The sequence below is a fragment of the Variovorax sp. RA8 genome (genome assembly GCF_901827175.1).
Classification (GTDB): Bacteria; Pseudomonadota; Gammaproteobacteria; order Burkholderiales; family Burkholderiaceae_C; genus Variovorax.
Genome location: NZ_LR594663.1, coordinates 254,774 through 267,490, shown reverse-complemented (window position 1 = coordinate 267,490; position 12,717 = coordinate 254,774). Strand labels below are relative to the sequence as shown.

Sequence of the window (12,717 nt, the reverse complement as noted above, 5' to 3'; positions counted from 1 at the left end):
AAGGACCCGTGCGATGACGAACCCTGGCGTGCTCCAGATCCCCTCCATGAAGGACCAGTGCTCCCCCGCCGAATGGCAGGCGCGCATCGACCTCGCCGCCTGCTACCGGCTGGTCGACCTCTACGGCATGTCCGACATGATGGCCAACCACATCTCCTCGCACGTGCCCGGCGAGAAGGGCGCCTTCCTCATCAACCCCTACGGGATGATGTACGAGGAGATCACGGCCTCGAGCCTGATCAAGGTGGACCCGAACGGCAACATCCTGTCCTCGCCCGACTTCGGCGAGCTCAACTACGGCATCAACAAGGCCGGCTACGTGATCCACAGCGCGGTGCATGCCGCGCGGCCCGACGTGGCCTGCGTGATCCATACCCACAGCTGGGCCTCGATGGCCGTCTCCTCGCTCGAATGCGGGCTGCTGCCGCTCACGCAGACCGCGATGCGCTTCCTCAAGATCGGTTACCACGACTACCAGGGCGTGGTGCTCAACACCGCCGAGCAGGCTTCGCTGCTGGAAGACCTGGGCGACCGCGAGGCCGTGATCTTCCGCAACCACGGCGCGCTGGTGGTGGGCCGCAGCGTGGGCGAGGCCTTCAACTGGATGCACCGGCTCGAGCTGGCCTGCCGCGCGCAGATCGGCGCGATGTCGTGCAACACGCCGCTCAAGGCCGTGCCGCAGGAGGTGCTCGAGGAGACCTGGAACAACTACCAGCCCGGCACGCGCCGACCCTACGGGCTCATGGAATGGCCGGCGCTGCTGCGCAAGCTCGACCGCATGGATCCGGGCTTCCGCGAGTGACCCCCGCATGACCATCGAACCGAACATCGCGCATTCGCAGCGCCTGCGCGTCATGATGTCCGAGCCGGCCATCGAGCGTCTGGGCGACGAAGTGCGCCACCTGCTGCGGGCGGTACCCCATGAACTCGTCGCGCCGCGCGCCGATGCCCAGCCCCACATCGCCTTCGTCTCGCGGGACGTGACGGGCCTCTCGACCAAGCACCAGGTGCTGCCAGGCACGCAGCGCTTCTACGACGCGCTGCTCGAGGCGCGCCACTTGCGCTGGGTCCACACCCATTCGGCCGGCACCGATCGCCCCGTGTTCGCCGAACTGCGTCGGCGCGGCGTCGACGTCACGGGCTCAGCCGGTGCCAATGCAGCCGTGGTCGCGCAGACCGCGCTGGCGGGCATCCTGGCGCTGGCGAGGCGCCTGCCGCAGCTCATGGCGGCGCAACGCCGGCATGAATGGGCGCCCCTGATCGGAGGCTCGCTGCCGCCCGACCTGGCAGGGCAGACCGCGGCCGTGGTCGGCTGGGGCGCCATCGGGCAGGGTATTGCACGCCATCTCGCGATGCTCGAGATGCGCGTGGTGGCGGTGCGCAGCAGCGCAACCCCCTGCGAAGGCGCGGCCGAGACCGTCGCCTACGAGGGAATCGATGCGGTGCTGCCACGCACCGACTGGCTGGTGCTGGCCTGCCCGCTGACCGAGCGCACGCAGCATCTGGTCGACCGCACGCGGCTGGGGTTGCTGCCGGACTCGGCGTACCTCGTCAATGTCGCGCGCGGCGAGGTCGTCGAAGAGGACGCGCTGATCGAGGCACTGCGCGCGTCGCGCATCGCCGGCGCCTTCCTCGACGTGTTCGCCCACGAGCCGCTGCAGGCGGGCTCTGCGCTGTGGGATCTGCCGCAGGTGATCGCGACCCCGCACAGCGCCGGGTTCTCGAGCGGCAATGCGGCGCGGGTGGATGCCATCTTCCTGCGGCAGCTCGCGGACCGAATCGCTGGTCCGACGCAAGGAGTCGCCGCATGAGCTACCGGCAAGCGCTCGGCGCCTTCGCGGCCGGGTTGTCGTTCGAGCGGCTCGCACCCGAGGTGCAGCAGCACGCCCGGTGGATCCTCGCGGACACGATCGGCGCCATCGCCGGCGGCAGCGTCGAGCCCGAGCTGCGGGCGCTGGCGGATTCGCAGTCGGCGAGCGGCGCCGCCACGCCGATCGGGTTTGCGCGGCACGCCGGTGCGGACTCGGCTGCGTTTCTCAACGGCACCGGTGGCACTTTCCTGGAGATGGACGAAGGCAATCGCTTCGCCCGTGGCCATCCGGCCATCCATGCGGTGCCGGCCGCCCTGGCGATCGCCGAGACGATGGGTGCCGACGCCGACACCTTCCTGGCGGCGGTGGTCGTCGGCTACGAGGTGGGAGCGCGGCTCGCCGCCGCCAGCCGGCTGCGCGCGAGCATGCACACCCACGGCACCTGGGGAACGATCGGTGCTGCCGCCGCGGCGGCGCGCGCCGCGGGCAGGGGGGAGGGCGCCATGCGCAACGTGCTGAACATCGCCGCGTCGCTGACCACCGCGACCTCGAAGTTGACGATGCTGCAGGGAGGCCTGGTACGCAACGTCTATGCGGGGCTGGCCAATCGCAACGGCATCCTCGCGCTGGAACTCCATGCGGCCGGCTTCGGCGGCGAGGCCGATGGCCTGCACACGCTGTTCACGTCCATCGTCTCCGATGCCTTCGATCCCGGGCAGGCGATCGACGGACTCGGCAGCCAGTGGCAGCTGATGCGCAACTACTTCAAGCTGCACGCCTGCTGCCGCTTCAACCACGGGACGCTCGACGCACTCGACGTCCTGGCCGAACGCGGCGAGTTGCCCGAGCCGCAGGACGTCGAGGCCGTCGTCGTCGAGACCTACGGCATGGCCGCCGAGATGGACAACGCGGTGCCGGCCAACACGCTGGGCGCGAAGTTCTCGATCCCCTTCGCGGTCGCCACGCGCCTCCACCACGGTCACAGCCGGCTCGAGGCCTTCACCTGGGAGGCGGTGCGCGATGCGGGCGTCCTGGCCCTGGCGCAGAAGGTCACCGTGCGGGAAGACGCCGCCATGAGCGCGCGGCTGCCCGATGAGCGCCCCGCGCGCGTATCGGTGCGTCGCACCGATGGCCGCACCGTGGCGGCCGAGGTCGCCTTCAACCGCGGCGACGACGCCGCCCCCTACGGCCTCGAGGAGCTCGCCGGCAAGTTCCTGCAGCTCACGGGCCGGGTCTGGCCCGGCCCGCATTGCGAGGCCTTGCTCGAGGCCACGCTCGCGCTGGGCAATGCGGGCACCTCGTTCGAGCGATGGCGCGGCCTGCTGCGCCGGCCCGCATGAAGAGAAGAAGTCCGCCGCCCGCCGCGGTTCCCGTTTCCACCTCCAAGACCTCGACACCTCCAAGGATCCCCATGACCGCCATCCCCCGTACCGTGCTCGCCGTGTCCCTGCTGGCCACAGCCTGGGCCTCCGCTTCCGCGCAATCCGCCTTCAGCACCGGCCTGGACGCGACCTTCCCCCCGATGAGCATGAGCAAGCTTGGCGGCGGCGTGGAAGGTTATTTCGTCGACGTCAGCCAGGAAGTGGCGCGCCGCATGGGGCGCAAGCTCAATGTCGAGGTGAGTTCCTTCTCGGGGCTGATCCCGGGCCTGGCTTCGGGCAAGTACGACTGGCTGGCGCCGACGGTGGCGACCCGGGAGCGCGCGGCGAACCTGCTGTTCACCGAGGGTTTCGTCAACACCGACTACCAGTTCCTCGTGAAGAAGTCCGACCCGGAGATCACGGCCCTCGAACAGCTCAAGGGGAAGCGGGTGGCGATCAACAAGGGCTCCATCTTCGACAAGTGGTGCGCCGAGAACAGCGCCCGCTACGGCCTGGGCTGCGACGTCTACGACAGCGTCGCGGACGCGATCCAGGCGGTGCTGTCCGGCCGGGCGAACGCCGCGCTGGCCAACGACTTCGCGGTCAAGTGGGCCGGCAAGCAGAACCCGCTCGTCAAGCCGGCGTTGCTGATCAAGACCGGGCAGGTGTTCGCGATCTCGACGCGCAAGACCGAGGTGGCCCTGCGCGACCAGCTCTCCATGACCATCAAGTGCATGAAGCAGGACGGCACGCTCGCGAAGCTTCACGAGAAGTGGCTGGGGGTGCCGCCCGCGGCGGACTCGGTGATCCGCAGCATCGACGCCGGGCACGGCGTGTCCGGGCTCGAAGGCTACGACGCGCGCCCCGTGAGCCTGCAATGTTCATGAAGCGCCACGGCGTGATGGCCGACATCCCTTTCTTCCGCAACACCACGATGACGACTCCTGCTGCCTCGAACGAGACCGATCCCTCGCGTCCCGACATCGGACGACCGATCCTCCAGATCCGCGGCCTGCGCAAGGCCTATGGCCAAAACCAGGTCCTCAAGGGCGTCGACCTCGACGTCGCGCTCGGCGAGGTGGTGGTGCTGATCGGCTCCTCGGGGTCCGGCAAGAGCACGCTGCTGCGCTGCTGCAACCGGCTCGAGGAGCCTTCGGCTGGAACGGTGGTCTTCGACGGGGTCGACATCACCGCCTCCGGCGTGAACCTCAACCGCCTGCGCCAGAAGATCGGCATGGTGTTTCAGCAGTTCAACCTCTATCCGCACATGACGGCATTGGCCAACGTGACGCTGGCGCTGCGCAAGGTGCAGCGCATGGGGCGCGCCGAGGCCGAACTCAAGGGCCGGGAGGCGCTCGCGCGCGTCGGCCTGGCCGAGAAGGCGCAAGCCTACCCCGGCGAACTCTCGGGGGGTCAACAGCAGCGGGTGGGCATCGCGCGCGGCCTGGCGCTCGCGCCCGTGGCGATGCTGTTCGACGAACCCACCAGCGCGCTCGACCCCGAACTGGTGGGCGGCGTGCTGAAGGTGATGCGCGAGCTGCGCGACAGCGGCATGACGATGATCGTGGTCACGCACGAGATGCAGTTCGCCCGCGCGGTCGCGGACCGGGTGATCTTCATGGACCAGGGCGTGATCCTCGAGCAGGGTTCGCCCGAGCAGGTGTTCGGCGCCCCTCGCGAAGCACGGACGCGAGAGTTCCTCTCGCGCATCTCCCATGGCTGAGCCGATGCCGTCGAAGGAGGCGCAGCCATGACGAACCTGGAGCGATTCATCGACGCCTTCTTCAATGCGGGCGTGGCGCTCGAGTACCTGCCGAAGATCGGCGAGGGCTTCGTGGTCACCCTGCAGCTGGGCGCGGTCGTCATCGCGGCCGGCTTGAGCGCCGGCCTGCTGCTGGCGGTGGTCCGCGCCTTTCAGGTGCGGGCCGTCAACCTGCTCATCGTGGTCTTTGCCGACGTGATGCGCGCACTGCCGCCGCTGGTGGTGATCATCCTGCTGTTCTTCGCCTTCCCGTACATCGACCTGGCGATGAGCGCCTTCGTCGCCACCTGGCTGGCACTGTCGCTGGTGCTGGCGGCCTTCTCCGAGGAGGTCTTCTGGGCCGGCATCCAGACGGTGGCGAAGGGACAGTCCGAGGCCGCTCGATCGACCGGCATGACGCGCTTCCAGACACTGCGGCTGGTCGTGCTCCCGCAGGCACTGCGCATCACGGTCGCGCCGCTCACCAACCGGGTCATCGCCATCACCAAGGGAACCGCACTCGGCTCGGTCGTCGCGCTCTCGGAAATCCTAAACCAGGCCTCCTCCTCGTCGAGCCTGGCGGCCAACGCGACGCCGCTGACGCTGGGCGCCCTGGCCTACCTGGCGCTCTTCGTGCCCGTGGTCGCGCTCGGGCGATGGATCGAAACCCGCTTTGCTTGGAGGCACTGACAGCATGGACGCACTGGCCCAGAATTTCTTCAACCCCGGCGTCATCGACCAGGTATGGCGCTTCCTGCTCGGCGGGCTCGCGTACACGCTGCTGTTGTCGGCGATCGTCGTTCCGCTGGGCATCCTCAGCGGGATGCTGCTGGCCGTGGCAGGCAACCTCGGTGCCCGATGGCTGCGCTGGGCACTGGTGGTCTACGTGGATTTCTTCCGCGCGTTTCCGCCGCTGGTGCTGCTGATCTTCATCTACTTCGGCGCGCCGTTCGCCGGCCTGGACCTGCCGCGCCTCGGCGCCGTCGCCATCGCGTTCACGCTCACGACCTCGAGCTACTACGGCGAGGTGTTCCGCGCGGGCATCGAGAGCGTCTCGTCGCGCCAGGTCGAAGCCGGCCGGTCGACGGGCCTCGCCCGGCTGCAGGTCATGCGGTCGATCGTGCTGCCGCAGGCGATCCGCAACATGCGCCCGGACCTGATCAGTAACACGCTCGAGGTCATCAAGATGACCTCGCTCGCGAGCGTCGTGGCGGTGCCGGAGTTGCTCGGCAATGCGCGCCAGGCCCAGGCCCTGACCTACAACCCGACGCCGATCGTCATCGCCGCCTGCATCTACCTGGTCCTGCTGCTGCCCGTCGTGCGGCTTCTGACGTTGCTGGAGCGGCGCAGGCATGCGCGCTGAAGCGGGACCGACCCGGCTTCACGCTAACCAATCTGCCCTCGATGGGCCTTTCGGAGACATCCCATGCTTTTCGCACGCTTTCGCCGCTGCCTGTTCTCGATCGCCCTGATGGCGGGCAGCGTCGTGCACGCCCAGTACCCGGACAAGCCGATCCGGCTGGTGGTGCCTTTCGCGCCGGGCGGCAACATCGACGCGACCGCCCGCATCGTGGCCTCCGGCACGATCGGTTCCGAGTTCGTCGCCCCTCGAATCGTCCGAGTCCCTGCGTGGGGCCTTTGACACGCTCGTCGAAGGCTTCGACACGCCAGAGGCACCAGCCTTGCAGGGGCCGGATCGGCTGGGTCGCCCGCCGGTCACCGATGAACTGTGTGCGGATGGTGGACGGCGCAGCGCAGGCCTTTGCCGACTCACCCTCCAAGGTCAAAGGCGAATCGAAGAGCGATCGACTGCCGAGCGGCGCATGGCTGGATAACATTCCCTTATCGAGGTGCTCATGGATGCGTCGGTTCGTTCCGGCCCGTCACGCACCGAAGGCCCGGTTGTGGGTTGGGCTGATCAGGATCTCGTTGACGCAGACCCGCCCCGGCATGCTGGCGAGGAAGGCGACGGTCTGGCCCAGGTCATGCTCCTGCAGCATCCGGGCGCGCTCCTGCGCCAGCACGGGCACCGGCCGCTGGTCCAGGATCGGCGTGTCGGTTTCGCCGGGCATCAGCACACAGGCGCGCAAGCCGTTGCGCCCTTCCTCCATGTTGAAGCTGTGCGTCAGAGCGACTACCGCATGCTTGGTCGCGTTGTACCCGGGCCCGACCAGCGGCGAGGCATGCCGGCCTGCCCACGACGCGACGTTGATGACGAGGCCGTCGCGCCGGGCGCGCATCGACGGCAGCACGGCGTGCATGCACTGGAATGTTCCAGTAAGGTTCACGTCCACGACCTGGCGCCAGGCGGCGATGCCGACCTCGGCCCAGGACCGCGCAGTCACGTTGATGCCGGCGCTGTTCACCAACACGTCGACAGGCCCGACATCGCGCTCGATGGCCGCGAACGTGGACGTGACGGCCTCGCTGTCCCTCACGTCCAGGACGAAGCTGTGCGCGGTGCCACCCTGCGCGGCCACCTGGCCGGCCACGGCCTGCAGCGCGTCGGCCCGGCGGCCGGACAGGGCAACGACATGGCCTGCCTGCGCCAGGGCCAGCGCGGCTGCCCTGCCGATCCCGGAGCCCGCGCCGGTGATCCAGGCAAATCGCTGAGTTCTGACTTGTGTCATGGTTGCAGGATCACCTTGCCGAATTGCTGGCGTGACTTCATCCACGCATGGGCCTGGGCCACGTCTTCCAGGGCGAACACCTTGTCGATCGGCATGCTGAAGCGCCCGCCCTGGAGCAGCGGGGCAAGGTCGGCCAGCATGCGCGCGATCAGCGCGGCCACATCGTCGACGGTGCGCGTGCGAAAGGTCACGCCGACCAGCGACAGCCGCTTGAGCGAGAGCAGGTCAAGGTCGATCGCCCCGGCAGTGCCGCCCATGCGCCCCACGCTCACGATGCGTGCGCCGACGGCTGCGCTGGCCATGTTCTCGGCGAGCGCAGGCGCACCCAGATGGTCGACCACCACGTCCACGCCATGCCCGTGCGTCGCTTCCCTGACGGCAGCCTCCAGCGTGGGGCCGCCGTGCGCAGCCAGGGTCGCGCCCAGCGCGCGCAGGCGCTCCCATTTGTCGGCGGACGTGCTGGTGCCGATCACCTGCTCGGCGCCGAGCAGCCGGGCCAGCTGGACCGCGGCGATGCCGACCACTGAACTGGCGGCCTGCACGAGAACATGATCGCCGCGCGCCAGGCGCCCGTTGGTGACGAGTGCGTCGTGCGCCGTCATCAGCGCGGCCGGCCAGGCGGCCGCCTGCAGCACATCCACGCCGGCGGGGACGCGCATGAGCAGGCGTTCGTCCACGCAGACCCGTTCCGCGTGCGCGCCGCTGCACATCGCCATGACCCTGTCGCCGAGCCCAAAGCCCTGGACATCCGTGCCGCAGCCGACGACCTCACCGGCCATCTCGAGCCCGGCCACGCCGGCTGGGCCGCTGCCCGTCATGGCACGGAAGTGACCGGTCTTCAAGGACAGGTCGGCCCGGTTCATGCCGGCCGCCAGCACCCTGACCAGTACCTCGCGCGGGCCGGGCGCAGCTTCTGCCACGTCATGCAGCAGAGGGTGCGGCACGCCGCTGTCGCCGCGCGCGATGAGCACGGCCCTCATGCGACCACCTCCGTCGTCTCGACGGAAAGACGCTTGTTCATGGTTGCACCTCGATCGGGAGAACGTCCGGTTCGCGCAGGAACTTCAACTCGTTGTAGGCCCGGCGGTCGTTGATCGACAGCGGCGCGGACCGCAGCGTCAGCTGCCGTCGACCGCCGGCGTCCTCGAACTGCCAGAACCGCTCCAGCGTGCGGCCTTCCCAATCCGGAAGATGGCAGGCGATGACGCGGTGTATTACCTTGCGTTGGGCCGGATCAGTTTCGAACCGGCAGAAATACGAAAAATAGCCGTTGAAAGCGGCAACGATCTCGTCGGCCGAGCCGATGCCGCGCTCCGCCACCGAGGAACGCATCGCAGAAAATTTCGGTCGGCCACGCTGCATCAGCGCGCCGGTCATAAAGCCGGCGTGGGTGTAGACGATCAGGCCTTCGGCATCGGCGCCCATCGGAAACTCCACGCTGCCGTCGTCGTACAGGATGCGGAATGACACCAGGCGCCAGGTGCCGATCAGGGCTTGCACATCGCTCATTGCACGTGCTCCGGAAGCAGGCCCAGCGCACGCGCCCAGGCCAGCGAGTCGGTAGTATTGCGGCGCGGCGTGTACTCCAGCCCGACCCAGCCGTTCCAGCCGCGCCGCTCCAACAGCCCGAGGAAGGCCTGCAGGTCCAGTTCGCCCTCGCCTGGCTCGTGGCGCCCGGGTGCGTTGCCGATCTGCACGTGCCCGACGTGCGGCCAGGCGATGTCGAGATCCTCCGCCAGCGCGTTCCCCTCCATCGCCACGTGGTAGGTGTCAAAGCACAGCTTCAGGTTGCTGCGCGCCACGGATTCGACCAAGGCCACCGCATCCCTGTTGGCATGGACCAGGTAGTCGGCGATCCGCGCCCTGCAGCAAGCCTCGATCAGGACCGTGAGCCCGTGCGCGCCAGCCACGTCGGCAGCCCAGCGCAGGTTCTCGCGCGCCACGGCGATGCAGTCGGCCCGCTTCGCACCGGCGGGCACGTTGCCCAGCGGCGCGTGGACCAAGGGCCGGCCGCATTCGACGGCGTAGGCGACGGCGGCCTGGATCGTGGCCCGGAAGTCGTCCTCCCGACCGGGCAGGCATGCCAGCCCGCGCTCACCCGCGTCCCAGTCGGTTGGTGAAAGGATCTGCACGAGGGTCAGGCCCGACGCTTCGAGGCCGGCCCGGTAGTTGGGCGCCGCGACCGCATACGGAAACGCCACTTCGACACCCTGGAATCCATCGGCCGCCGCCGCGCCGGCACGCTCGGCCATGGGAAGCTCGGTATACAGCCAGCGCAGGTTGGGATCGAGCCGGATCATGCTCAGCTCTCCTGCTGAATGTGGGCGACCTTGACCACCTCGGCCCAGCGCGCCCGGTCGCGCGCCTTGTACTCGGCGAGCTCCTGCGGCGACCTCGCCATCGGCCGTGCGTGGATGGTGGCCAGGCGCTGCCGTACATCGGAGCGCTCCAGGGCCGCGCGGACGGCGGCGTTGAAGGTGGCGGCCGGCGCCGGGTCCATTTTGCGAGGCGCGTAGAGCGCCCCCCACGACACCGCGACCACGGTCGGATAGCCCGCCTCGGCCGTCGATGGCACATTCGGCAGGAACGGCGAGCGCTCGCGGCTGGCCAGGGCCAATGGCCGCATCTTCCCGGCCTGGATGTGTGGCATGGACGAAGCCAGGGTGACGAAGGCGCACTGCAGTTCGCCGGTCATGAGCGCCACGTCCTGGTCCGTCGCGGTCTTGTAGGGCACGTGCAGCATGTCGATGCCGGCCGACATCTTGAAAAGCTCGCCTGCGAGATGGGTGATGCTGCCGCCACCGAAGGAACCGTAGGCCAGTTCCCGGGGCGCGCCTCGCCATCCGCGACGAGATCGCCGACCGACCGCACCGGCAGCGAGGGCGTGACCACCAGCGCATTCTCGACCTCCGCCACCATCGAGATCGGCGTGAAGTCCGCCACCGGATCGAACGGCAGCGAGGTCCGCACGTTCGGCAGCACGGACTGGGTCGACGATGCGCCGAAGAACAGCGTCGATCCGTCGCCGGGCGCGCGCGCGGCGGCGGACGCGGCGATGGCGCCCGACGCGCCGGGGCGGTTGTCCATGACGATCGGCAGGCCGAGCTCCTCAGCCATGCCCGCACCCAGCGCACGCGCGATCACGTCCGCCGATCCGCCGAGACCGAACGGAAGAATCACGGTCACCTTGCGCACGGGCAGTGCAACGCGGGCGTGCGCGATCGTCGCCGCCAGCCCCAGGCCGGCGGCAAGGACCGTCCTGCGTCTGAGCGGGCGCGGCCCACGGTACCCGGTGTCGAGCGTGTTCATGCGTGTCTCCTTCGTTTCAAGTTGCAGCTGCGATCGGCCAACTCACACCATGAGTTCGATCAGGAACGGACCGCGGCGGGCAAAGCTGGCGCGCATGAGGTCGGCGCATTGCTCGAGGGTGGTGGCCCTGGCGGCGTCCACGCCCATGCCGTTGGCCAGGCTGACCCAGTTCAGCGACGGGTTGCCCAGGTCTAGCATGGACATGGCGGTGGTGCCCGGCGTTGCCCCGGCACCGACCTTGCGGTATTCGCCGATGAGGATGTTGTATTTGCCGTTGTTGATGATGATGGTCGTCACCGGAAGCTGCTCGCGGGCCTGGGTCCACAGCGACTGCACCGTGTACATGCCCGAGCCGTCGGCCTGCAGGCTGATCACGCGACGCTGCCTGCCCGCCGCCAGTGCGGCGCCCGTCGCCACGGGCATGCCGTCGCCGATGGCGCCGCCGGTGAGGTGCAGCCAGTCATGCGCGGGTGCGCTGTGGGTGAAGCGGTAGAAGTGGCGCCCGTAGGTGGCGCTTTCCTCTGAGACGATGGCTTCCTCGGGCATCAGCGCCGCCAGCGTCTGCGCCAGGCCTTCGGGCGAAGGTGCGCCGCGCGCGGGTTTGGGCCGCGGTCCTGCATCGGGCATCTCGGCATCCGGCACGTCCAGCGCCTGGGCCAGCGCTCGCAGGGCCTCCACCGGATCCTGATCCGGCCGCGACAACACGTGGAACTGGGTGCCCGGCTCGTACTGCAGCGACGACACGCCGGGATAGCCGAAGAAGGTGACTGGCGGGCGGGCGTTGACCAGCACGACCTGCCGGTAACGCCCGAGTGCCACCAGCGCCTCGTCCCGTGCGTACGGCACCCGGTCGATCTGCAGGCGGCCGCGGCCTCGCTCCAGGCGTGCGTTCACGAAATCGGCCATCAACATGGCGCCCGTCGCCTTCGCGATGCGCCAGGCCAGGCGCTGCGCTTCGCCCAGCACGGCGCCGCCGGCCAACAGCAGCAGCACGTCGTCCCGTCCGCGCAGCATGCGGGCCGCACCTTCGATGGCCAAGGGGTCGATCGGCGGCGGCGCGGGCGGCTCTTTCGGCGTGCCGACCTCGCCGTCCTCTCCCCAGGACACGTCGGCGGGCAGAATCAGCGTGGCGATCTGGCCGGCGAAGGCGCGTGCGGCTGCGACCGCCTCGACGGCATCGCGGCCGAGTTCTGCCGCACGCGTGCTTGTGCGCACCCAGGCCGACACGGTCTGCGCCATGCCTGCCGTGTCGGAGGTCAGCGGCGCGTCGAAGGGACGGTGGAAGGTCGCCTGGTCGCCCACGATGTTGACGATGCCGCTGCGGGCTCGGCGCGCGTTGTGCAGGTTGGCCATGCCGTTGGCGAAACCCGGGCCGCAGTGCAGCAGCGTGCAGGCCGGCTTGCGCGCGATGCGGAAATAGCCGTCGGCCATGCCCGTCACGACGTTCTCTTGCAAGCCAAGCACGCATTGCATGCCGGGCACGGTGTCCAACGCCGCGACGAAGTGCATCTCGCTCGTTCCGGGATTGGCAAAGCAGGTGTCGACACCCGAGGCCAACAGCGTCTTAACCAGGCTCGTGGCACCGTTCATCGTGCTCGCTCCGTGCTCATTCCGCATGAATCGGTGCGTCGCGCGCTGCGCGTCCATCGTCTGGTCTCGGCCCATACGACGCCGGCGAACTGCACGGGCGGCAGCGAGGCGACGAGGTCGTCCCTCGCAGATGTGATATCGAGCATCGTTTGTCTCCTGCGCCGATTAGAAGGAGTTGGCCCTCGTCGCGTCCAATACTGTTGCTTGTCCGATCGATAAGGAAATTCGATCAATGCAACCCATGGACGAACGGGGGCGCGCGCCTTGCCGGGGCG

General features: G+C 69.0%; 13 protein-coding genes and 1 pseudogene. 8 read left to right on the top strand and 6 right to left on the bottom strand.

The genetic code is table 11. The features are described from left to right. The first annotated feature begins 13 nt into the window (after nucleotides 1-13). The 8 genes from E5P3_RS32270 to E5P3_RS32235 all read left to right on the top strand — a co-directional run bounded on the left by E5P3_RS32270 (nucleotide 14) and on the right by E5P3_RS32235 (nucleotide 6,555). Nucleotides 14-802 carry a class II aldolase/adducin family protein gene (locus E5P3_RS32270; protein ID WP_162590139.1) on the top strand — a complete coding sequence of 263 codons (789 nt, stop codon included), beginning with the start codon at nucleotides 14-16 and terminating at the stop codon, nucleotides 800-802. A 7-nt stretch (nucleotides 803-809) separates the two neighbouring features. Then, nucleotides 810-1,811, top strand: coding sequence for a D-2-hydroxyacid dehydrogenase (locus E5P3_RS32265; protein ID WP_162590138.1), 1,002 nt, complete (start codon nucleotides 810-812; stop codon nucleotides 1,809-1,811). Beyond that, nucleotides 1,808-3,151, top strand: coding sequence for an MmgE/PrpD family protein (locus tag E5P3_RS32260; protein WP_162590137.1), 1,344 nt, complete (start codon nucleotides 1,808-1,810; stop codon nucleotides 3,149-3,151). Before E5P3_RS32265 ends, E5P3_RS32260 begins: the two co-directional genes overlap by 4 nt. A 71-nt stretch (nucleotides 3,152-3,222) precedes the next feature. Beyond that, a complete protein-coding gene (locus E5P3_RS32255) occupies nucleotides 3,223-4,059 on the top strand; it encodes a transporter substrate-binding domain-containing protein (RefSeq protein WP_162590136.1) in 837 nt (278 codons plus the stop codon). A gap of 47 nt (nucleotides 4,060-4,106) precedes the next feature. Then, complete coding sequence (locus E5P3_RS32250) at nucleotides 4,107-4,895, top strand: amino acid ABC transporter ATP-binding protein (RefSeq protein ID WP_162590281.1); 789 nt, start codon at nucleotides 4,107-4,109, stop codon at nucleotides 4,893-4,895. 27 nt (nucleotides 4,896-4,922) lie between these two features. After that, nucleotides 4,923-5,603 carry an amino acid ABC transporter permease gene (locus E5P3_RS32245; protein ID WP_174263165.1) on the top strand — a complete coding sequence of 227 codons (681 nt, stop codon included), beginning with the start codon at nucleotides 4,923-4,925 and terminating at the stop codon, nucleotides 5,601-5,603. Nucleotides 5,604-5,607: 4 nt separating this feature from the next. Then, a complete protein-coding gene (locus E5P3_RS32240; protein ID WP_162590135.1) occupies nucleotides 5,608-6,276 on the top strand; it encodes an amino acid ABC transporter permease in 669 nt (222 codons plus the stop codon). A gap of 63 nt (nucleotides 6,277-6,339) precedes the next feature. Continuing rightward, complete coding sequence (locus E5P3_RS32235) at nucleotides 6,340-6,555, top strand: hypothetical protein (protein ID WP_162590134.1); 216 nt, start codon at nucleotides 6,340-6,342, stop codon at nucleotides 6,553-6,555. 241 nt (nucleotides 6,556-6,796) lie between these two features. Here the strand turns inward: E5P3_RS32235 and E5P3_RS32230 are convergent, their stop codons facing one another. The 6 genes and pseudogenes from E5P3_RS32230 to E5P3_RS32200 all read right to left on the bottom strand — a co-directional run bounded on the left by E5P3_RS32230 (nucleotide 6,797) and on the right by E5P3_RS32200 (nucleotide 12,442). After that, the gene (locus E5P3_RS32230) at nucleotides 6,797-7,543 is read right to left on the bottom strand and encodes an SDR family oxidoreductase (RefSeq protein WP_162590133.1); all 747 of its coding nucleotides are present in this window, start codon (nucleotides 7,541-7,543) and stop codon (nucleotides 6,797-6,799) included. Next, nucleotides 7,540-8,523, bottom strand: a complete 984-nt coding sequence (locus E5P3_RS32225) for a zinc-binding dehydrogenase (RefSeq protein ID WP_162590132.1) — start codon at nucleotides 8,521-8,523, stop codon at nucleotides 7,540-7,542. Before E5P3_RS32225 ends, E5P3_RS32230 begins: the two co-directional genes overlap by 4 nt. 37 nt (nucleotides 8,524-8,560) lie before the next feature. Next, the gene (locus E5P3_RS32220) at nucleotides 8,561-9,052 is read right to left on the bottom strand and encodes a lipocalin-like domain-containing protein (RefSeq protein ID WP_162590131.1); all 492 of its coding nucleotides are present in this window, start codon (nucleotides 9,050-9,052) and stop codon (nucleotides 8,561-8,563) included. Continuing rightward, on the bottom strand, nucleotides 9,049-9,843 hold the full coding sequence (locus tag E5P3_RS32215; protein WP_162590130.1) for a hydroxypyruvate isomerase family protein: 795 nt from the start codon (nucleotides 9,841-9,843) through the stop codon (nucleotides 9,049-9,051). Before E5P3_RS32215 ends, E5P3_RS32220 begins: the two co-directional genes overlap by 4 nt. Nucleotides 9,844-9,845: 2 nt before the next feature. Beyond that, nucleotides 9,846-10,630 (bottom strand): annotated as a pseudogene (locus E5P3_RS35970) (Bug family tripartite tricarboxylate transporter substrate binding protein). A gap of 264 nt (nucleotides 10,631-10,894) precedes the next feature. Continuing rightward, the gene (locus E5P3_RS32200; RefSeq protein WP_162590127.1) at nucleotides 10,895-12,442 is read right to left on the bottom strand and encodes an acetolactate synthase large subunit; all 1,548 of its coding nucleotides are present in this window, start codon (nucleotides 12,440-12,442) and stop codon (nucleotides 10,895-10,897) included. Nucleotides 12,443-12,717: the final 275 nt, after the last annotated feature.

Excerpts from the sequence above, each read along its gene's own strand:
- E5P3_RS32270 (WP_162590139.1), top strand. The coding sequence starts at position 14 with ATGACGAACCCTGGCGTGCTCCAGATCCCCTCCATGAAGGACCAGTGC.
- E5P3_RS32265 (WP_162590138.1), top strand. The coding sequence starts at position 810 with ATGACCATCGAACCGAACATCGCGCATTCGCAGCGCCTGCGCGTCATG.
- E5P3_RS32260 (WP_162590137.1), top strand. The coding sequence starts at position 1,808 with ATGAGCTACCGGCAAGCGCTCGGCGCCTTCGCGGCCGGGTTGTCGTTC.
- E5P3_RS32255 (WP_162590136.1), top strand. The coding sequence starts at position 3,223 with ATGACCGCCATCCCCCGTACCGTGCTCGCCGTGTCCCTGCTGGCCACA.
- E5P3_RS32250 (WP_162590281.1), top strand. The coding sequence starts at position 4,107 with ATGACGACTCCTGCTGCCTCGAACGAGACCGATCCCTCGCGTCCCGAC.
- E5P3_RS32245 (WP_174263165.1), top strand. The coding sequence starts at position 4,923 with ATGACGAACCTGGAGCGATTCATCGACGCCTTCTTCAATGCGGGCGTG.
- E5P3_RS32240 (WP_162590135.1), top strand. The coding sequence starts at position 5,608 with ATGGACGCACTGGCCCAGAATTTCTTCAACCCCGGCGTCATCGACCAG.
- E5P3_RS32235 (WP_162590134.1), top strand. The coding sequence starts at position 6,340 with ATGCTTTTCGCACGCTTTCGCCGCTGCCTGTTCTCGATCGCCCTGATG.
- E5P3_RS32230 (WP_162590133.1), bottom strand. The coding sequence starts at position 7,543 with ATGACACAAGTCAGAACTCAGCGATTTGCCTGGATCACCGGCGCGGGC.
- E5P3_RS32225 (WP_162590132.1), bottom strand. The coding sequence starts at position 8,523 with ATGAGGGCCGTGCTCATCGCGCGCGGCGACAGCGGCGTGCCGCACCCT.
- E5P3_RS32220 (WP_162590131.1), bottom strand. The coding sequence starts at position 9,052 with ATGAGCGATGTGCAAGCCCTGATCGGCACCTGGCGCCTGGTGTCATTC.
- E5P3_RS32215 (WP_162590130.1), bottom strand. The coding sequence starts at position 9,843 with ATGATCCGGCTCGATCCCAACCTGCGCTGGCTGTATACCGAGCTTCCC.
- E5P3_RS32200 (WP_162590127.1), bottom strand. The coding sequence starts at position 12,442 with ATGAACGGTGCCACGAGCCTGGTTAAGACGCTGTTGGCCTCGGGTGTC.